At 53.9% G+C, this 20,213-nt stretch carries 14 protein-coding genes and 1 pseudogene; 2 read left to right on the top strand and 13 right to left on the bottom strand.

Annotated elements, in window-relative coordinates:
* A partial coding sequence (locus tag G463_RS24040) for an integrase core domain-containing protein (protein ID WP_156900163.1) occupies window positions 1-104 on the top strand: 104 nt, incomplete at its 5' end.
* Between the two features lie 212 nt (window positions 105-316).
* Here G463_RS24040 and G463_RS0109980 read toward each other — a convergent pair.
* The 7 genes and pseudogenes from G463_RS0109980 to G463_RS24035 all read right to left on the bottom strand — a co-directional run bounded on the left by G463_RS0109980 (window position 317) and on the right by G463_RS24035 (window position 6,172).
* Window positions 317-1,537, bottom strand: a complete 1,221-nt coding sequence (locus G463_RS0109980; protein ID WP_026975048.1) for an ABC transporter permease — start codon at window positions 1,535-1,537, stop codon at window positions 317-319.
* The gene (locus G463_RS19825) at window positions 1,534-2,244 is read right to left on the bottom strand and encodes an ABC transporter ATP-binding protein (RefSeq protein ID WP_035486697.1); all 711 of its coding nucleotides are present in this window, start codon (window positions 2,242-2,244) and stop codon (window positions 1,534-1,536) included. The genes G463_RS0109980 and G463_RS19825 overlap by 4 nt, the downstream gene beginning before the upstream one ends.
* Window positions 2,244-4,340, bottom strand: coding sequence for an efflux RND transporter periplasmic adaptor subunit (locus G463_RS0109970; RefSeq protein ID WP_169725463.1), 2,097 nt, complete (start codon window positions 4,338-4,340; stop codon window positions 2,244-2,246). The genes G463_RS19825 and G463_RS0109970 overlap by 1 nt, the downstream gene beginning before the upstream one ends.
* A gap of 292 nt (window positions 4,341-4,632) precedes the next feature.
* The gene (locus G463_RS19820; RefSeq protein WP_026975046.1) at window positions 4,633-5,235 is read right to left on the bottom strand and encodes a tetratricopeptide repeat protein; all 603 of its coding nucleotides are present in this window, start codon (window positions 5,233-5,235) and stop codon (window positions 4,633-4,635) included.
* 81 nt (window positions 5,236-5,316) lie between these two features.
* Entirely contained in the window at window positions 5,317-5,601 is a 285-nt protein-coding gene (locus G463_RS23580; protein ID WP_281171073.1) for an IS3 family transposase, read from the bottom strand.
* A gap of 39 nt (window positions 5,602-5,640) precedes the next feature.
* Window positions 5,641-5,816, bottom strand: a pseudogene (locus G463_RS23575) (DDE-type integrase/transposase/recombinase); the annotation flags it as partial.
* Between the two features lie 35 nt (window positions 5,817-5,851).
* Window positions 5,852-6,172: an IS3 family transposase gene (locus tag G463_RS24035; protein WP_169725461.1), complete on the bottom strand. Its 321-nt coding sequence runs from the start codon at window positions 6,170-6,172 to the stop codon at window positions 5,852-5,854.
* A gap of 362 nt (window positions 6,173-6,534) precedes the next feature.
* On the opposite strand from G463_RS24035, the gene G463_RS0109955 reads away from it, so the two are divergent.
* Window positions 6,535-7,341, top strand: a complete 807-nt coding sequence (locus G463_RS0109955; protein ID WP_026975045.1) for a hypothetical protein — start codon at window positions 6,535-6,537, stop codon at window positions 7,339-7,341.
* Window positions 7,342-7,613: 272 nt separating this feature from the next.
* Here G463_RS0109955 and G463_RS19810 read toward each other — a convergent pair whose 3' ends face one another.
* The 6 genes from G463_RS19810 to G463_RS0109925 form a co-directional block, all read right to left on the bottom strand.
* A complete protein-coding gene (locus tag G463_RS19810; protein WP_245575811.1) occupies window positions 7,614-9,215 on the bottom strand; it encodes a DHA2 family efflux MFS transporter permease subunit in 1,602 nt (533 codons plus the stop codon).
* A 195-nt stretch (window positions 9,216-9,410) separates the two neighbouring features.
* Window positions 9,411-11,360, bottom strand: a complete 1,950-nt coding sequence (locus G463_RS0109945; protein ID WP_026975044.1) for an efflux RND transporter periplasmic adaptor subunit — start codon at window positions 11,358-11,360, stop codon at window positions 9,411-9,413.
* 153 nt (window positions 11,361-11,513) lie between these two features.
* On the bottom strand, window positions 11,514-12,170 hold the full coding sequence (locus G463_RS0109940; RefSeq protein ID WP_026975043.1) for an HlyD family secretion protein: 657 nt from the start codon (window positions 12,168-12,170) through the stop codon (window positions 11,514-11,516).
* Window positions 12,167-12,622: a MarR family winged helix-turn-helix transcriptional regulator gene (locus tag G463_RS0109935; RefSeq protein WP_026975042.1), complete on the bottom strand. Its 456-nt coding sequence runs from the start codon at window positions 12,620-12,622 to the stop codon at window positions 12,167-12,169. Before G463_RS0109935 ends, G463_RS0109940 begins: the two co-directional genes overlap by 4 nt.
* Window positions 12,623-13,227: 605 nt before the next feature.
* Complete coding sequence (locus G463_RS0109930; protein ID WP_026975041.1) at window positions 13,228-16,536, bottom strand: beta strand repeat-containing protein; 3,309 nt, start codon at window positions 16,534-16,536, stop codon at window positions 13,228-13,230.
* Between the two features lie 520 nt (window positions 16,537-17,056).
* Window positions 17,057-20,200 carry an efflux RND transporter permease subunit gene (locus G463_RS0109925; protein WP_026975040.1) on the bottom strand — a complete coding sequence of 1,048 codons (3,144 nt, stop codon included), beginning with the start codon at window positions 20,198-20,200 and terminating at the stop codon, window positions 17,057-17,059.
* Between the last annotated feature and the right edge of the window lie 13 nt (window positions 20,201-20,213).

Genomic DNA, 20,213 nt, shown 5'->3' with positions numbered 1-20,213 from the left:
AGTCATACATTCACTTTTACAACACGGACCGACCTCATTCCGCACTAGGTTATCGGTCACCGTCGGAATTCAGAAACTGGAAAATGCAACAGAACGCAGCGTGAGACGGTTTTTATCTGAATTGTAAATCTATCATCTCTTTCTTAAAAGCCATCCCATCTGTCTTGACAATGTGGGGTTCAATACGTCTTTTCTCTCATTCGTAGCCTTTTACATTTGACTTGGCATGACGAGCCAGGATGAATGCCTGCCCAACGCGCAGACAGGCCTTCTCCCGGCTCAATATCACTCCATTCCCCTTGTGGGCCCAGCCCCCCTATTCAAACCGCAACGCGTCAATCGGTTTCAGCTTGGAGGCCTTTCGAGCCGGATAAACTCCGAAGATAATCCCCACCGCAACGGCAAAGATGACGGCGAGCACCACGGCCGTGAGAGACAACACGTTCCCCACGTGCATCAGGTTTCCAATCAACTCCGCCAAACCACCGCCGATGATGAGTCCCATGGCCGCGCCCATCAAACTGAGCGTCAGTGACTCCAGCAGGAATTGATTCATAATCACTCGCCGCTTGGCACCGATGGCTTTCCGAATGCCGATTTCGCGCGTTCTCTCCGTTACCGACACCAGCATGATGTTCATGATGCCAATGCCGCCGACCAACAGCGAGATGGCTGAAATACCTCCCAGCAGCAGTGTCAGGACGGTGGTGATGCTGCTGAGAGCGTTGAGAATCGTCTGCTGGTTCATGATGGTGAAGTCGTCGGGCTGCCCTGCCGCCAACTGGTGCTGCACGCGCAGGGTGGCCTCAATTTCATTCTGCGCCTGGGTCATCACATCGGCCGATTTCGCGGACACGCTGATGGACTGCACCGAATCACTGCCTGTCAGCAGATTCATTTCCGTTGTGATTGGAATGGCGATAGCGTCGTCCAGATTCTGAAATCCGTTGGATCCTTGGGGGGCAGCTACCCCAATCACGGTGAACGGAATCTGGTCAATGGTGATGGTCTGACCAATGGGGTTGACGCCAGTCCCGGCAAACAGCGTTTGCGCGGCGGAACTACCGAGCACCGCCACATTGGCGCTGTGGTCCACCTCAGGCTGTTGGAAAAACCGCCCTTCCGCAATCGCCATGTTGTGGATGTTCATGTAATCCGGCGTTGTCCCCTCAATCGCCGTGGAGGTATTGTTCGACTCAAACACCACCTGAGAGTTGTGTGAAACCAGCGGGGCGGCCATCGCCACATCGGGATCTTGCTGAAGGATGGCAGACACGTCCTCATACTTCAGTGTGGATGCCGAGCCAAATCCGCGGTTGATCCCGCCGGAAGTCACGGCCCCTGGCATCACGGTGATGACATTCGATCCGAGTCCTTCCACCTGCTTGGTGACGGAATTCTTGGCGGCCACACCGACGGCGGAACTACCAATGACCGCCATGACGCCGATGATGATGCCGAGCATGGTGAGGAAAGACCTCATCTTGTTGGCTCTGATGCTTCGCCATGCTACGCGCACGGTTTCCAGCCACATCATACAGGCTCTACCTCCCGAGCTCGATCCGTCGGCAGGTCAGATTCAACTTTACCATCGCGAAACCGCACAATGCGGTGCGCGTGCTGGCCGACTTCGTCTTCGTGCGTCACAATGACAATGGTGTTGCCCTGTTGGTGCAGTTCCTCAAACAGCTTGAGGATGTCTTCGGTGGTCTGAGAATCCAACGCCCCAGTCGGTTCGTCCGCCAAGATCAGAGCTGGGCGATTAACCAACGCACGTGCAATAGAGACGCGCTGCTGCTGACCACCGGACAGCTCGTTTGGCCGATTGTGCAGTCGCTCACCCAGTCCCACACGTTCCAGTGCTTCCACCGCACGTCGCCTGCGTTCGCGGGCGGGCACGCCCGCGTACATCATTGGCAGCTCCACATTTTCGAGGGCGGTGGTTCGCGGCAGCAGATTGAAATTTTGAAACACGAAGCCAATCTTCCGATTTCGGAGTTCGGCCAACTGGTCCTCGGTCAGTTGTGACACGTCGTTTCCGTCAATGACATAGCTCCCCGACGTGGGTTTGTCCAGGCAGCCTATCATGTTCATGCAGGTGGACTTCCCTGACCCGGATGGCCCCATGATGGCCACGAATTCCCCTCGCTGAATCTCCAGATTCACACCGTTCAGCGCGCGGATGATTTGACCACCCATGACGTATTGGCGCACCAAATTCCGGATTTCAATCAAAGCCCCCATTATCCACGGCCTCCTCCGCCGCCAAAGGCCCGACCGCCACCGCCGCCAAATCCGCCCATGCCCATGCGAATTCCGCCGCTGCTGCTGGGGGTGTTCGTGGAGGCTGAGTTACCCGGCAATTGAAGCAAAATCTCCTCGCCAGGGCTCAATCCAGCGGTGATTTCCACGGTGTTGGTCCCAAACAGACCCACCTCAACCGGTTGGAATCGAACACCTTTGGGGAGCTTGGCATTGGTGCCAAATGAAATGCCGTTCGCCGCGCCGCCTCGGGTGCCGCCCCCTGTTCCAAACCCGGTCTTGGCCCCTGTACCTGCTCCGGTTCCATTACTGGTTGCCCCGAATCCTCCGGTCCGGACGGAAGATCCGACGGACACACTGTTACCACTCTGCGAAGAGGTGCCAGAGGTGTCATAGACGTAGACCCCTTCAATGCTTCCCCGTGTTTGCAGAGCGATGGCGGGGACGGTCAAGACGTGATCCTTTTCCGCCGTGTGTATCGTGACATTCGTGGTCATTCCCGGCTTCAGCTTGCCAGATGAGTTGTCAATGGTGGCCATCACCGTGTATTCCGTGACGTTGGACACCACCTGCGGTGTTGGGTAGATCTCAGTGATGGTCCCATGGAACGTCTCACCTGGATATGTAGATACGGTATAGTCGACAGCCTGCCCCGGCTTGATGGAACCCATCTGCGATTCGCTGACCTGTATGTTCACCTGCAGATCTGTGGCAACCGAATCGTCAATCACAATCGCTGGTGTGGAGTTGCTAGGCAGCTCTCCCGGTTTGATGTTCACCTGTGTCACCACCCCGTCAATGGGCGCCTTCAGCATGGTGTTTTGCACCTGGAGCTGCGCCGACTCAAGATTGGCCTCTGCCGATTGCAATCCGGCCTGGGCACCGGCAATCGACGCCTCATCCTGCTTGATGGTTGCTGAATCCGCCGGCTGTTCCGCCTGTTGCAGGCTCGCTTTGGCGCTGTCGAGATCCGCCTGCGCCTGCTGCACCTGGCTCTGCGCATTTTCGAGGTTCTGCTTGGCTGTGGTGCGGTTATTGTACTCGTCTTCCGCTTGTTGAACCGCGAGTTCGTCCGCCTGTATCTGCTGTTGCGCCTGGGCCACCTGGGTCTGCGCAGTCTTCAGGTCCGCCTGCGCTTGGGCCAGTGTGGTTTTGGCATTGTTCACCGCCTGTTGGGCCTGCTGCAGGTCTTGGTATTCAGAGTTTAAGGTGTTGTACTGGTTCTCGGCGTTTTGCAACTGTGTGCTGTAGGGATTCGATCCTGTATTAGCACCATTGGCCCAACCGTAATATCGGGCCTGAGCATCTTGATATGCTTGATATGCCTGTTGAACCTGTTCTTCGGTGATGTTTCCGTATTGCGCTTGGTCCTGCTGCAGCGTTTGCTCCGCCTCAGCCAAGGCTGCCTGGGCAGAGTCCACCTGGGCTTGCGCAGACGACACGGAGGACGTATCGTTGGCTGTCTGCTCGTCTTTCGCAAGCGCATTTTGCGCGTTCACCAGCGCCTGCTCATCACTGGTTCGGTCATTGTACTGCTGAAGCTGAAGCTGATACTGTTGATTCGCCGCACTCAAAGTAGCCTGAGCCTTCTCCACGTTTGCCTGTTGAATCGCAATCGCCGACTTGGTGGGACCTTCTTCATCCTGAGCAAGTTTTGCCTGTGCAGAAGCCAAATTGGCCTTGGCCTGCGCAACCTGGGCGTTTGCGGTCGCAACCTGCGTCTGCGCGGTTGAGTCATCCAACTGGGCCAACACCTGCCCAGCCTTCACCTTCTGCCCAATCTTTACACCGACGCTCTTTACGCTGCCCGAAGAACCAGATCCGGAGAAATTCAAATCGATTTCAGTCGGTACCTGAATGGTTCCCGAAGCACTCACCGTCTGCATAACATTCCCGTACCGAACCTGGTAGATGTCATTGGCCGGAATTGGCGTGGAACCACCGAGCGTATGCGCCAGTGCAGGAATCCCAGCACCGAGCACAACCACCACCGCGATACCGGAGTAGATCCACTTTCGCCGGGATTTCTTAAACATCGGCTGGATAAATTCACTTTCTTGCCCTACACTGGTCCCCACCATCTTAACTCCCCCATGACCACATCAAACTGTTCAGAGATCTAGCTTGATTTTCGGAGCGCGCAGTCGGCACGTGAGACAATTCGGCGCTTCGACCAACTCCAGAACCGTGCACGCGCCCAAACTTATGCTAATTATATCCACGGCACATCAATATGGTATGGAGAAAGTATGGAGAAGATTTGGCGGTGATATGAAGTAGGGAATGTAAATAGAAAAGTTGCCAAAGGACCTCCGACTTGGCGTCAGAGGCTCTTTGGCAACAGGCGACGATGGCGAAATCACCATGGCATCACTTGAGTGCGTTTTCCAGGTTTTTGTAATTCGGATCTGACTTCGGAACCTTCTGCAATCCTTCCTTCACGGCTTCCTGCGCGGCTGTGTTATTTCCCAACGCTTTCTCCGCCAATGCGAGATTCCACCATCCGTATACGTAAGTTGGGTCCGCCTGGGTGGCTTTTTGATAATAAGGCACCGCTGAACGCGGTTGATTCATGTCTCGGAAGTAGATGTTTCCGATGTTGTTATACGCCTGTGCATTTTTAGGATCAATCTTAATCGCCTTTTCGTAGTAGCTGATGGCCGCCTTATCATCCCCGTTGACATGGGCACTGCGGCCAGCATCTATCTGCGCCTCGGCGTTATTGGGATTGGCAGCCGCTTTCGATTCGTATTTCTTCAGATTCGCAGAACCCTCGTACTGTTGTCCACCAATCACCATCACCTTCCCAGTGGAAGAACTGGATGGTTTCGTTGTCGTCGAATTGGACGTAGCGTTATTTGCATTTGCCGTATTGGAGGTGCTATTGGTATCGGTCGAGGTCCCGCAGCCGACAAAGAGGGTCGCCGAACCTGCCATCACAAGTGCCAAGAGTGCCTTTGTGCCTCGCTTCATCTTACATCCACCTACCTGTAACCAATTGTGGTTCATCTTGACTGGTTGCTATTATACCTGTCCCGCTGGAATGACTCAAAGTTACTTTATGGATGGAAGACGAATGTGCTGGACTTCCCACGGTTTTCTTGACACGGAGATAAGACCTTTCAATCCAGTATACTTCATCTCGTACTCCCTTGGGCAGAGATATTTCCGTGCGGAATGCATCCGTTTTGTGTTGTAGAACATCTCGATGTACTCGAAGATGGCTTTTTCAGCCTCGTGCCTGCTTTCAAATCTTTTGCCTGTCAGCAATTCAGTCTTCAGCGTCTTGTAGAATGACTCCATGACGGCGTTATCGTAGGGAGCTCCGAGCCTGGACATACTAGGCACGCCCCCATGCCTTCGAACAAGCTCCTGGAACGCACGGCTGCTGTACTGCGAGCCCCGGTCCGTATGAAGGATAAGCCCTGGCGCCGGTTTCTCCCGACCGATGGCTTGGACAAATGCGTTCATCACCAGTTGTTGTGTCATCCGCCCTGCAACGACCATCCGACCACCTTGCGAGAGAATACATCAATCCATGTGGCCAGATACACGAACCCTGACTTCACCGGAATATAAGTGACATCACCTACCCAAAGCGTATTTTTGTTTGCGCATGAAATGCGCGCTGTACGAGATTCTCGACCATATGAGCCGGTACCCGTCGTCCCAGGCGCTGTTTTCTTCTCCAGGGCATTGCAACAAGCCCCATACGCTGCATCTGTCGTAAGGCGCGGTTCTTACTTGTGAACATGCCTCGTTTGTATAGTTCGAGTGCAATTCGTGGACTTCCGTAACGCCCTTTGTACTCCTGGTAGATTTCCAGAATGGACTGCTCAAGAATCTCACGGTCGATGATGCGGGAACTCTTACGACGTTTACACCAGCTGTAGTAGCCTTGTCGACTCACTTGAAGGATTCGACATATCCGTTTTATTGGGTACGTTTGTTGGTGGTTGATGAATTGGTATTTGAGCGCTCGACCTGCTTTGAGAATGCTTGAAACTTTTTTAGGATCTCGTCCTCCATCTCAAGTTCTTCCAGCTTCCGCTGTAAAACAATCATCCCCTTTACACGGAGTTTGACTTGGTCTTAACTGCGTGTAAAGGGGCTGTAGAAAGTCCAGTACGCATATTGGCAAACTAGGCCAAGATACAATAACGTTTTCCACAGAAACACCATACGAACGTTAAACTTTCTCCACGAAATCTCCAAATGTCCTGTCTATGTTGATGGATAGAGCAATACATTCTTTTCGAGGGAGGAATCACCATGAACGCAAGAACAAAATTGCTGATTGGAGCTGCAGGTTTGACCGCGACCATCCTGGTGCCCGCGTCGGCATTTGCTGCGTCCACTGCGAACTCGGGTACATCGACGTCAACGAGCGTCGCCAAGGCGCATCATGCCTTCAAGGGACAAACGGGTGCAGGGATTTCATCGCTGCTGAGCATTCTCGGTATTGACCAGGCGACGTTGAAGTCAGACATCCAAGCAGGCGAGTCCATCGCGCAAATTGCTGAGAGCAAAGGGATTTCAGAGGACACGCTGATTTCCGACTTGAAGGCAGATTTGCAAAGCAAACTGGATCAAGCGGTACAAAGCGGTAAACTTACGTCAGCACAGGAGCAAAAAATCTTAAGCAACTTTGACGCGCAGGAAAAGAAGTTCGTCGAACAAAAGGGCGGGGTTGCTGCCAAGAATTCGGGGCAGCGGATGGCGTTCAATGCGCTTAGCGAACTCACATCAATTCTCAATATTGACCAAGCCACGTTGAAGGCGGATTTGCAAGCTGGACAATCCATCGCACAAATCGCTGAGAGCAAAGGAATTTCAGAGGACACGCTGATTTCCGACTTGCAAGCAGATTTGCAAAGCAAGTTAGACCAAGCGGTGCAAAGCGGCAAGCTTACCTCCACAGCAGAGCAGAAAATATTGAGTAATTTTGCGTCCAAAGCCAAACAGATGCTGGAGCACACAGGAACGTTCCAGGGTGGAAAAGGGCGTCCTCAACAAAGCGGAACTACTGTCGGCAACAGTAGTAGTGCCAGCTCAAGCGACGCAATCAGCAACAGCTGACTGGAACACGTTATGGGCCGAACAAGCTCAAGAACCAAGAACACGCGATAAAGAGGTGCCACGCACCTCTTTATCGACATTCTGCCCCCCCCCCCCCCCCTAATGGTTCGAGGCACCTTGCTGTTTCTAAGGCATTCGCAAACATGAAGCCACAGCCCGAAGTAAATACTTTCACAACAAACCCAAAGACGGTTTCTATTCCTTACATTCCCTTTCTCGCTCGATTCATCAGACTTCAGAACCAACTCGGCTGCAATATCGTTGCCTAGATTTTACGATGTCTCTTTAGGAGATGCAGCCCCCTGCACTCTGGCCTTCTGAGCCACTGGCTGTTGCTTTGGTCTCGTGAGGAAGAACGAGAGAAGCAGCGCGAATACCGCTAAGCCCGCTGCCACCCTAAAAGCGTCATCAATTCCCTCAACGGTCCCATTGCTTTGCACCAACTGTGCCCATATTTCGCGCGCAACGCCAATCCCCGTACTCAGCGGAACCTTCAGCTGATACGCCATACTTTGCGCAACCTCCATGAATCCATTGTGGAGCGAAGCATTGCTGACGTTCATCATATCGGCATACGCATCAAAGTGGGTTGTGGACTGCGTGGACATGATGGTAACCAGTATGGCCGTTCCCAGTGAAGAAGCCACCATGCGTACAGTGTTTGAAACTGCGGTACCATGACTCGCCAGGTTCCGGGGTAAAGCATTCAGACCAGACGTCATGATGGTCATCGCAACGAACGACATACCGAACATCCGAAGCGTATACAGCAGCATCACGTGTCCATAGGTGGTGTCCATGCTAAGTCCTGTATACAACCAGGTTGTGACCGCCGTAATCGACAGGCCGATGACGGCAAGCGGTCTCACTCCATATCTGTCCAACAGGATTCCGGAAATCGGTGACATGGCCGCCATAATGAGAGCACCCGGCAACATCAGTAACCCGGATTCCAATGCTGAATATCCACGGATGTTTTGAATGTAGATGGGCACCAAAAGCGCCCCTCCAAAAATCGCCATATTTAAAATTGAACTCACGATGGTCGCGAGTGAAAACTGAGATACCGAGAAGACCCGCAGATTCAACATAGGTGCATCATAGGTAAGCTCCTGAACGACAAAGAATACGAGAAAGATAATCCCGCAGATGACCGGTATGACGACTTGAGGGTCGTGCAATTGCTTGCTTCCGGCTTCGCTGAAGCCATATAGCAGCGTGCCAAAGCCAATAGTGGATGTCACGAAGCCGACAATATCAAACTTCATTCGACGGGGTTCACCCACATTTTTGAGGAACACAAACGCCAGCGCGAAATCCAAAAGGCCGATGGGGATGGTCACATAGAAAAGCAATCGCCATGACCAGTTTTCAATCATCCACCCGGACAATGTCGGCCCCAGAGCAGGGGCGAAAAACATCGCAATTCCAATGACCCCCATCATCTTTCCGCGCGTCTCCGGTGGATAAATGCTCATAATGACCGTCATCATCAGGGGCATCATCAACCCAGCACCGATAGCCTGAATCACACGCCCCGCAAGTATCACTGAGAAGCTGGGAGCAGCACCACATACCAACGTTCCCACCACAAATATCAGCACTGACCCCATGAACAGTGTGCGTGTGGTTAACGTCGCAATCAGAAACGCAGAGAGTGGTACGACAATCCCGTTCGTCAGCATGTATGCGGTGGACAGCCACTGTACTGTGTCCGCATCAACCCCAAACGCATTCATCAGATGTGGAATCGCCACGTTCAACAGAGTTTGGTTGAGCAAGGCGACGAAGGCACCCAACACCATGACCGTGACGATGACTCCACGATGCATAGAGCCGCTGTCTTGATTTGCCGATACGGCGGAAGCAGACATGGAATTCCCCCCTTCAGACGCATAGTTTCTGAGAAACACGCAGCCAGGAGCATAGGGACCGCCATCCGGCCATGCGGTGCAGAATGTGCAGAATACATCGGTCCGGTACTGGCCAAGGCTCGTCAGGGCAACGGTTGCCTGGGGAATTTCGCTCCCCAGGCAACCGTTGCGCTTCCCCGATTGCCTGAGGATGCATCAGTCATCGTTTGACAATACGGTGCCGTCGGGTTCCACTGTAAACCGGCTCGCTCCCAGCAAAATCTTGTCGCCCTCACGTAATCCAGCCGTAATCTGAACCTGCGTGTTGCCCTGATAGCCAACTTGTACCGGCTGGAAGTACACGCCCTTCGGCATATTCTGATCTATCTTGTCCAGTTCACTCTGCGGTACAGGGGGAACCCCAGCTGCCGCCGCAGCAGCGCCACTGTCAATGGATTTCGTTCCGTTCTGGCGAAGCTCATAAACACCATAATACCCATCCACATTCTGAAGCGACATCGCTGGAATCATAACGCCAGCATGCTTCAAATTCGTATGAATCACGACATTTCCGCTCATGCCCGGCTTCACCACATCCGGTTGCGCGTTGTCCAGCGCTGCCTTCACACGATACTCCGTGATACCCGCAGAACCGTCGATGGGCGTGGGATCAATCTCCAACACTTTGCCCGTAAAAGTCTGGCCAGGCAAGGCGGAGATGGTCATCGTTATCGGATCCCCCACCGAGACGGACTGCAGCTGCGCTTCGGACACCGCCACATACACCTGGCGCTTGTTCACATTCATGGTGAACACTGCCTGCCCCGGTTGAACCACATCGCCTACGGCAACGTTTTTCGCTGTAATTACCCCATCTTCCGGAGCACGCAGCACCGTGTATCCATCCTGCACCTGCAATTGCTTCACCTGTGCCTGAGCGGTCTGGACACCGGCTTGTGCGGTGGTCACGCCGGCCTGCGCCGCCTGTATGTTACCTGGATCCTGCGGATGCTGCACCTGCTGCAATTGCGCCTGAGCGCTTTGGACCTGCGCTTGTGCTTGTTTGACCGCGTTCGCCGCTTGGTCAACGGCAGTCTGCTGCTGGGTCCTGTCGTCGTACGCCTGCTGTGCGGCTTGCAGCGCCTTTACAGCGGCATCATACTGCGATTGCACGGTTGACACGCTGGATTGCGCTTGTGTCAGAGCCTGCTGCGCCTGGGTTACTGCGGCCTCATCCGCCTTCACCGCAGTCTCATCTCCCTGCAGCTTGTAGTAGCCCTGGCTGTCGCTTTGATAGACTTGTTGCGCCACCTGCAGCGACTGTTGATAGGGGTTTGCCCCCCCAAAAGCTCCATTTTGCCAAGCCTGGTAGTGAGACAACGCATCTTCATAGGCTTGATATTCCTTTTGCACCTGTTCCAGTGTGATGTTTCCATACTGAGCCTGATCTGTCTGCAAGTTCTGCTGATCTGTCGCCAGTTTGGTTTGAGCCGCAGTCAAGTTGTTCTGCGCAGCCTGAATCGCCGCCTGCTGGTTCTGCTGCGCCGTGTCCAGCGCTGCCTTGGCCTGATTCACCGCATTCTGTGCGGCAACCAATTGCTGCTGCTGAGCCGTACGGTCGTTGTAGTTAGCCAGGGCATCCTTATACGCCTTCTGCGCATTCGCCAAAGCGGTCTGCGCCGCCTTCACGCCCGCCTGCGCCACCTGAACGGTCTGCGCTGTCGGTCCCTCTTTGGCTAGAGACAGCTTGGCCTGCGCCTGCAGCAGATTGCCCTGTTGAACCGCAACGTTGGCCTGGGCAGACTCTATCTGTGCCTGAATACTGGAGTCGTCCAACGTGGCCAGGACCTGGCCCGCCTTCACATGTGTACCGACATCGACGTTGAGGGTCTTTATCATGCCTCCGACATTTTGAAATGCAAGATTGGACTCTGAACTGGATGCCACCGTTCCAGTTGTTGAAATGCTGGTCACCTGCGTGCCGGTAGTCACTTTGTACACATCCGTAGCTGGAATCTCCGCTGCGCCCGCATTCGTCGCCTTGAGTGCGACCGCGGCGGCAACTCCCAGTACCACAATGACAGCGATGCCACCAGCCACCCATCGTTTACGGCGTGAAGATTTCAGGGCAAGGCCCGCCTCCGTTTGCACTCCAACCTCCGCCATGGAAAATCCCCCTCTGCCTTGGTTGTAACTTAAAAATTATGCCTGACATTCAAATTGAGATGTATAACATGCAGCCGCTGCTCCCGCATGCTTCCAAGCACCCGCCAAATTACGGGTGTCATAGACTCCATGGGTTTCGGCAACTGACACGTTTCAGTGTTGTTTATGAATGCGAACTTCCACGCTGAGCCCCGGTTCCAAACCGATTCCCTGATAACCGTCCATCTCAATCTTCACAGGCACAACCTGCTGAACCTTGGTAAAGTTCGCGTTGGTACTTTCCGTCGGCAACAGTGAAAACGTGTTGGCAGTCGCAAGGCCGATGCGTACAACCTTCCCGTGCAGCACCACGCCCGGATAAGCGTCCACCGTAATATCGACAGGGGCTCCCACCGCGAAAGTATGTATCAGTTTTTCCTTGACGTTGGCGGTGACCCACAGGTCGTTCATGTTGTATGCGTACGCCAGCGGCGTTCCCACAGAGACGAACTCACCATCCACCGCGTCATTTTGCACGATGGTCGCATTGGCCGGAATAGGAATGGGAACCGTTGATGTCGCATCACCCGTGCGCGCTTCAATCTGTCCTACCGTACTGCCCTGCTGAAACGTAGCTCCCTCGTGCCCAGACCAATTTTCTAATTGTCCTGACGCGGAGGCGGATACGACAATCTCACGCCCGTCTATATACGCATCATCCGTGGATAAATACAGTTGGGATTGATGGTAGATCCAAGCGCCGACCAACGCGCCGACGACAACCACGACGGCGACAATGGTCAAGATGATCTTCCGCCCTTTCGCACTCACGAATGGCCCACTCCCTCTCGTTGTAAATTCACCAAAATTCGTTGATTGAGATGAATCAGGAATTTCGCCTCTTCTTCGGATATGTCCATGACACGCGTCATCATCCGTTGAAAGGGCGAGTTCTCTCCGAATACATCGCGCAACAGGCCCTCCCCGGTTTCACTCAGCCGGAGAACCAAGCGTCGGCGATCCTCTTTTGCGCGCACACGATGTATGCATCCCCGTTCCACCAGCTCATCCACCGTCACGCTGGCTTGACTTTCCGAGGTGGCAATGAGTTCCGCAAGTTGACGTAAACTAATCTCTTGGTGTTCTACCAATGCGGACAACACGAAAAGATGAAACTCGGTTAAACCGACTCGTGCCGCGAATGCTCTCGCGGTCGCCTTGAATTGCAGCTGCAAGCGGCGATACGACATCAACAACTCAATCCGGAGACGCGAGTCAAGCACTGCATCACTCCCCTCTGCCTCTGAGGTGCGCAATGGCGCACGTAGGTCTGTTTGACCGTTTTTGTAGTAAGTTTGAGAGCCCATAACCTATCATGCGAAATTAAAGGCCACGGCGGAAATTATAGCACAAAATGATTCGCAGAAAAAACATTTATCAATCAATTTAATTTGCCCGTGCAACGTAGGTGTCTGACAAGGGTCAAGGTAAGATGCCGTGGAGTGTGTGGCCTCGGTGCGGAAAAGCCCGCGGGTCGTACGCCCGCAACAGGGGTATGTGGATTATCGGGGGATCACACTTTCGTTCTCACGAAACGGCTTCAAGTTTTGACTGGAGAGGATGAGGAGTGGTAGCGACACAGGGGCTGATTGAACGTTGATTCCAGTGAATTAAACGGCACCAACAAGGAGGGCGCCTGCGGCCTATCGCGTCATTGACCGCAGACGCCTCAACCCATTGCATGCACGCTATGGTTACGACAGGGTCACAGGAACCTCATCGGCTGTATCCTGGCTAGCTGAAACGAATTTCCGAGCGGCCCCTTTGCTCCATTGAAGGGTATGGGAGAGAGCCTTTGCTCTCTCCCCGCCCTCACTGATCACAGACGTTATTGAACAGTAATGCTCAACGCTGTACCAGCCGTGGTCCCTTCGTACGGGGTCAGGACCAGCACATCGCCCTTGGTTGCACCGAGCAGATTACCACTCACGCTACCGTTGCTCGCTGAAAGGGGTCCGAGCTCCTTGCCGTTGGTTTGATCCACCACCAGCACGCTCGTGACCGCCGGATCAACCGTCGCTTGAATGGCTGTCTCCAGCAGACCGTCAAACTTCGCGGATGCACTGCTAATCCAGTTGCTTTGACCCGTTGTAGTACCGCCGTTGTTCGCACCGATGAACGAGATGACCCCCACCTGAGTCCATACAGCAGCACCGGAACCTGGGTTCGCTTGACTGATAACCAGTTGCGCCTTCGGTGCACTCGAATCCGCTTCGATGTTGGTCTCGTTGCCGACTGGCGACCACAGCTTTTCAGTGACTACGCTCCCCGTTGCATTCGGTGCAGAGACAACGCTACCACCGCCGGCAATCGTATCATTGCTCCAGTAGGAGACTGCACCATCTTGCAGGGTGAGCGTAATCTTACCGTTCGAATCAGAGTACGCGTAGACCGTGGTTGTATTTCCACCGCTCGGCGCCCAGGAACCAACGCCTGCGACGTTAACGCTGTTGTAACCCAGCTTGCCGTTCGTAAGCGGCTGTTCAGTTCCAGCAGTATTCCACAGCGGAATCGGAGTCGGTTCTGGCGCAGAACCGGTGCCGAGGCTACCACCAGACTGATTCATCGTCAACGGAACCGTATTAATCTTGGTTACCCACAGATTCGGGGAATCCGCGAACTGGATGGCGCCAAGCGTGTTCGCAATCGGGTTGCCGTTGTCATCTTCCAGCGTCAACGACAGGTCTTGAGACTGACCGTTCGTCAGCACAATTTGCGGAGTAACCCCTTCGGTTTCAAACGGTTGACCGCCATTGAAGTTAATCTGTGCGGTCGCCGTCTTGCCGGATGAGGATACCGTGAGCGTTGCGCTGCCGGAATCGTCATCAGCCATGGCCAACTTCACGGTACCCGGGTACTCTCCATCCGCGCCGTTACTTCTGTCGTTCCAATCAGTTTCCGTGTTGGACCCAATCAGGATTCCGTTGATGTAAACGTCGTACTGATTCGAATTCGTCGCATCTTGTACCACGCGCAGCGTGATGCTGCCCACACCGCGTTGTCCCGGATTCAATTGATACCAATAGCCACCATCCAGGTCAGCCACGTAGTTGCTGTCAGCAACGTCGCTCGCCTTGCTGTCCACATGGACACCCCAGATGGCTGCATCCGCCTCACCCGTGGTGGAAAGGGTGTAAGTCTGATTCAATCCGGCGCCCAGTGGCGCGTCATCGCCAACGAATCCAGCGAAACGTACAACGATTGAGTTCATTTGGTAGTTGCCCAAAGCCGCCTGGCCGGTCAGACCCGTGATGGCATTGCTGTCGTATTTAATTTCACCGCCAGCACCCGCAATACCAATATAGTTCAAATTTGTACTAGTCTGCCAGTTCACCTGCGTTTCCCACAGCAGATTCGAAACTACACCACCCTGAATGCTGTATACGTAGTATCCGTCGTTTTTGAGTTTGTCGTCGTTCACGGTGAAGTTGAAGTTACCGGAAGCATCCGTCGTCACGACTTCACCCAGCGTGGACGGGTTGGTGCTACCTGACAGGTTCAGCACGCTGACATTCGGGAAGTTCGTCGTATTCCCGTTACTGTCCACATACCCACCGTGCGCAGAGTTGAGCGGGTGATTCACGTCGCCATCCACTTCACTGTTTGCAATCAACAGTTGCGCATTGGCTACCGGGTTGCCGTTTTCGTCCTCAGCCGTTGCCTGGAATGTCACATTGTCGCCCAGGTTGGCATTGTAAACATTGTCGGACGGAGAAGTTTGATAACCGCTCGCCGTCTTGTTGTCCAACTTGTTCACAATACCGGGTTGTGACCAACTGATCAGCGTGTGAACGTCGCTATAGTTGGTCGCGCTGGCTGTAACCTCGACGAGACCGATGGAACTGGCATTGACCAAAACCGTTGCTACACCATTTTCATCGGTGTAGACCGTTTGTGGACTCGTTCCAATTGACCCCCCAGTCATGGTGGAGAAGAAAGCGGATGCTGTATTGTTAGACAGTGAGAATGTAACGGGTACGCCCGCTTGTTCGGTTGTACTGTTCGGTGGGATGACCACGATAACAGGTACGAGTCCTGCAGTGCCACTGCTTGCACCGGAAACACTGGCTTGAAACGGACTCGCTGCTGTCGCGAACGGTGAAATGCCCAGGTGGTTCGGCGCGACGAATCCTATGTAGGCCTTGTCAGATTTCAAGGTTGCCGTTGAACCAGCTAGATTGTAAGGGCTTTCAAATCGTACCAAATAACCAGCAGATATATTCGTTCCAACAGAAACGTTGGCACTCGCCACCCCATCCTGGTTCGTAGGAACCTTGTACTGGAATGCTTCCCCATCGCTTGTACTCACCTGTTGAGCGGACAACGTATTGCCGTTTGCATCGGTCACGGTGGGCGCGCCACCATAATAGACCAAATCCAACAAAGCGTTCACACCAACCAGCGGATTCCCATCGGGATCTGTCAACTTCACCGAAACCGTAATTGGTTTCCCAAAAGAGGTTGCCGGTTGCATTTGCGATCCGGTCCCGAGGGCTTGCCCCGTACAAGTCACTGTACTGATGGAACCCACACCCGTAGATGTGCTTGGGCCGCCAGTTAGACTCAACCCATTGGAGCCGCTCCAGGATCCTTGTACGCCAATGGCTTCCAGGACGTTGTTGATGTAGTACACCGGCATGTAGGTGGTTGGTTGTGCGGACGGTCCGGCAGCCGGATCCTTGGCAACCTGGGTGTTGAACTTTTTCACAACCGTACCATTGACGGTGACAGTGGTGTTCCCGTTTCCGACGCCACCGGCCACCGAAGCCGGGGTGACACCAGGCGCCGTGATGGCCCAAATGCGATTTACACCATCCCAGGTCGCTTGATAGCCAAGTTTGTTCAATGCTTGGTTGAAGTAGTAGACCGGAAAGAATGCGGTGGTGTTCCCTGAATCTTTGCCCGTCATTTCGAATGGATTGGATAATACCGTGCCGTTTACCACAATGGGCAGCTGACTGGCTTTGGTCAATCCTGAAGAAGCCGCGAACGCCACCGGTGAGAACAAACCGAGTACAACAGATGCTGCCGCAATACCTGTGAGTGCACGTTTTAGAGACACTTGATTTCCGCCGGCCGCAGCGTTCCTCGAACTAGCACCTGCCATTGAGGTCCATGTTGATTTCAGACTGTTCATCACAATTCCCCCTTTTAACCACCTGTTGACATCCGTCTGCTTGTTCGCCCCCTCAGCATGTAAAGAGTCAAAATGGCCCCCCTACCCACATGAGCGTCAGAGCGAGACATGAGCTGAAGAAAGAATGAATGACAAGCAGCGAAAAGCCGCTCTCCGGTATTATAGTACTAATTTTCTCACTATTTCAATACTGCATTATTTAAGCCTAGTTTATTTTTTGAGAAAACGCGGAAGATTATTAACGAGAGTGAGTTTTTCGTCACGGGTTATGTGGCCAAAGATGGCCATGTGGCAAAGCGAAGGGGGCAGTGATGTAGCCGCTTGGTCGAGCACGCTATACATTGCCCCCAAAAGCACCCCCGTAAAGTAGAGTTCATCACACATCTTGTTGACCGCATGTCCACTTACGGAGGTGCAATTCACAAAGGCCCGCCCCTCTCCAATGGAAGTTCACTTCATCCATGGTGGCTCTCCTCGTTGGATACCTGTCGTGTCCAGCCACCGAGCGGGGTACACCCCATCAAACATTGAGTGTCGAATCGGGCGATGACCTAGCAATGCGTGGGCCTCGGTGAGTCCAACGCCGGATACGCTGGATCCAGTTGTCGAGAATGACGTACATCACCGGTACCAGTACCAGTGTAACCAGCGTAGAGAACGTGAGGCCAAACGCGATGACAGTGGCCATTGAAGCCATGGTCTCTGCCCCCGTGCCATAGCCGATGACGAGCGGCATCATCGCAAGCACAGTGGTCAAAGTGGACATGAGAATGGGTCGCAGACGAATGGGACCCGCCATCAACAACGCATCGCGAAGTGACATCCCCGTTGCCCGCAGTTGATTCGTGTAGTCCACCAAAACAATCGCGTTATTCGCAATCAGCCCCATCACCATGATGACGCCAATCGCCGAATCAATGTTCAGCGAGCGATGGGTCAACAACAGGCCAAGTGCAGCACCAATGAATGTCGGCGGAAGTGAAAACATAATCACGAACGGTGTCAGCACCGATTCGAACAAACTGGCCATCACCATATAGAGAAGCAATATTGAAAACACAACACTGAGCCCAAGATCAACCAGAGTATTCGAGAGAAATTTTCCGTTTTGTCCAAATCCCACACTGTAGCCGGACGGAATGCGCATGGTTTGAAAGTCCTTCATCAACTGAGCCTGGATTCGTCCGGAAGTGACACCATACACAGTGGCCGAAACCGTGACGGATCGCTCGCCGTTCACATGACTGATTTGCGGTGGTTCCTGCGATGTGGTCAAGCTCGCGACCTGCAGGATGGGAACAAGACTTCCCTGGCTGTTCATCACCGAAATCTCGGAGAGATGGTTGATGTCCCGCGCAAACGACTCCGGCAGCTGCACCACAATATCCGTCTGTTCATCCCCCTGGTAGAAAGAGGATGCGACGGTTCCCTGAATTGCCGTTCGCAACGCCGACTCCACCTGTTGTGCGGTGAGTCCATATCTGGCCAGGGCGTTGTGATCAATGTTCAGCTGATAATCCGGTGTCCCCTGTGCCAAAGAATTGTTCACGTACTCAAGACCAGGTGTCTTCTTCATAATGTCTTCCACCTGATTGCTGAGAATCTCCAACGTCTTCATGTCAGGACCTTGCACCTGCACCTGCACCGAATTGCTGGCGCCTGGTCCGCTGTTGGCCGTACCCGGGGTCACCAAAATCTGCGCACCTGGAATGCTGGCGACCTGGTTTGAAAAACGGTTCGCCATGGTGGCAATCTGTTTCGCTTCTTGTGGATTAAACGTCAAATCAATGGTCGCCGTGTTCGTTTGCGCGCCAGTTCCGTAAGATGCCCCACCGACTTGAGTATAGACAGATTCAATGCCCGGCATATTCTTTTTTGCCAGGGCCTCTACCTGCTTCACAACGGATTCTGTGGTCGCCAGGTCCGTTCCGTTCGCGAGCGTTACGGAGATGGACATCGTATTATCCGCGACGTTGGGGACCAATTCGAAGCCAATCAACGGAACCATCATGAAACTCGCCAACATCGTGGCGGCAAAACCGATGACCACTGTCTTCCGGTGCCCCAACGCCCAGGTCAAGACGCGGCGATAAGCCTGGTTGAGGTCATGCATCCCGCGCCCGAACCAGTCAAACGGCGCCCAAATGCGAAACGGAGCGTCTTTCCCAGGCACCGTTTCCTCCATTTCGAAGCGGCGACCACGCAGCCAGCGTGAAGCCAGCATCGGCGTGAAGGTCAGCGCGACAAACAGCGCCGCGATGTGGGAGAAACTGACCGTCAAGGACAGCGGGCGGAAAAACTGCCCTGCGATGCCAGGGACGAATATGGACGGTGCAAAAACGCAAATCTGAGCAATCGCGGCGACCACAACGGCAAGGCCCACCTCTTGTGTCCCACGCCGCGCCGCTTCGATGGAATCAAGGCCCGACTGTCTCGCACGAAAAATGCTCTCCAACACAACAATCGAAAAGTCAACCAGGGATCCGAGACCCACCGCCAGAGAACCAAGAGTGATGGAATTCAACGACAGACGCGCCGCGTACATCAACATGAATGTCGACAACACGGCAATCGGAATGGCCACCGCCACAACCACCGTCGTCCGCAGGCTGCGGAGAAGAAACATAATCACCAGCACACCGAAGACGAAGCCCAGTATCGTGTGGTTGACAACTGTGTTAATGGTGTCGCGGATGGTCTGCGCGTTATCTTCCTGAATGATGAGATGGACACCTTTTGGCAATTGGCCTTGCAGTTGCGCCACTGCCTGGTGAACCTCATTCGATACCTGTACGGTGTTTGCGCCACTCGCCTGCGTGATGGTCAGCCCCACAGCCGGTTGTCCGTTGACAGACGAAACCAATGTAACATCTTTGAACCCGGATTGAACATCGGCCACATCGCCCAGACGGATGGTGCCTTTGCCGGTGCTGATGGGCACGTCGAGCAGTTGATCCGGAGAGGTGAATTGACCATTCACGTGCATTGGAATGAGCATAGATCCTTTTTGCATTTGCCCTGCATCGGCAGATACGTTATCAGACGACAGCGCCTGCGCTACCTGAGTGATAGACAAGTGATAGAGGTTGAGCTTGACCGGATCTACCTGCACAGTAATTTGGCGGGTCAAGGCACCCGTCGTACTGGCTGAGGCAACACCATTCAAATGCTGCAGAGCCGGCTGCACGATGTTTTGGGCAATATCGCTCAAATCTGATTGAGAAGCCGAGCCATACAGGGCCAGCGTCATGATGGGCAGATTCGTGGGATCGAACTGTTGTACCTCTGGCGCATCCGCGTCGCTGGGCAACTGGTTCTGAACGCGCGAGACCACACTGCGCATCTGATTGACTTCCTGATTGATATCCACACCGTAGTTGAACTGGACAATCGCCAGGCTGCTCCCCTGTGTGGAGGTGGAGTCGATTTCCGACACGCCCGGCAGACTTTGCAGCGCCTGTTCCACAGGTCTCGTGACCTGCTGTTCCATTTCCTCTGGGGATGCCCCCGGCCACGAGGTCGTCACCGCGGCAACCGGCAGGTTCAGCGTCGGAAACAGCTCTTGCGGCAGCTCAAAGACGGCAAACGCTCCGACAATGACTACGGCAATCATCAGCATGGTGATGGTGACCGGGCGACGAATCGATAAATCTGTGATTTTCACGGTCTACTCTCCT

Source organism: Alicyclobacillus contaminans DSM 17975, from assembly GCF_000429525.1.
Lineage (GTDB): Bacteria > Bacillota > Bacilli > Alicyclobacillales > Alicyclobacillaceae > Alicyclobacillus_A > Alicyclobacillus_A contaminans.
The sequence above is the reverse complement of the archived record's forward strand: the minus strand, read 5'-3'. Positions and strand labels throughout refer to the sequence as shown.

Excerpts from the sequence above, each read along its gene's own strand:
- G463_RS0109980 (WP_026975048.1), bottom strand. The coding sequence starts at position 1,537 with ATGATGTGGCTGGAAACCGTGCGCGTAGCATGGCGAAGCATCAGAGCC.
- G463_RS0109930 (WP_026975041.1), bottom strand. The coding sequence starts at position 16,536 with ATGAACAGTCTGAAATCAACATGGACCTCAATGGCAGGTGCTAGTTCG.
- G463_RS19825 (WP_035486697.1), bottom strand. The coding sequence starts at position 2,244 with ATGGGGGCTTTGATTGAAATCCGGAATTTGGTGCGCCAATACGTCATG.
- G463_RS0109955 (WP_026975045.1), top strand. The coding sequence starts at position 6,535 with ATGAACGCAAGAACAAAATTGCTGATTGGAGCTGCAGGTTTGACCGCG.
- G463_RS0109945 (WP_026975044.1), bottom strand. The coding sequence starts at position 11,360 with ATGGCGGAGGTTGGAGTGCAAACGGAGGCGGGCCTTGCCCTGAAATCT.
- G463_RS19820 (WP_026975046.1), bottom strand. The coding sequence starts at position 5,235 with ATGAAGCGAGGCACAAAGGCACTCTTGGCACTTGTGATGGCAGGTTCG.
- G463_RS19810 (WP_245575811.1), bottom strand. The coding sequence starts at position 9,215 with ATGTCTGCTTCCGCCGTATCGGCAAATCAAGACAGCGGCTCTATGCAT.
- G463_RS23580 (WP_281171073.1), bottom strand. The coding sequence starts at position 5,601 with ATGTCCAGGCTCGGAGCTCCCTACGATAACGCCGTCATGGAGTCATTC.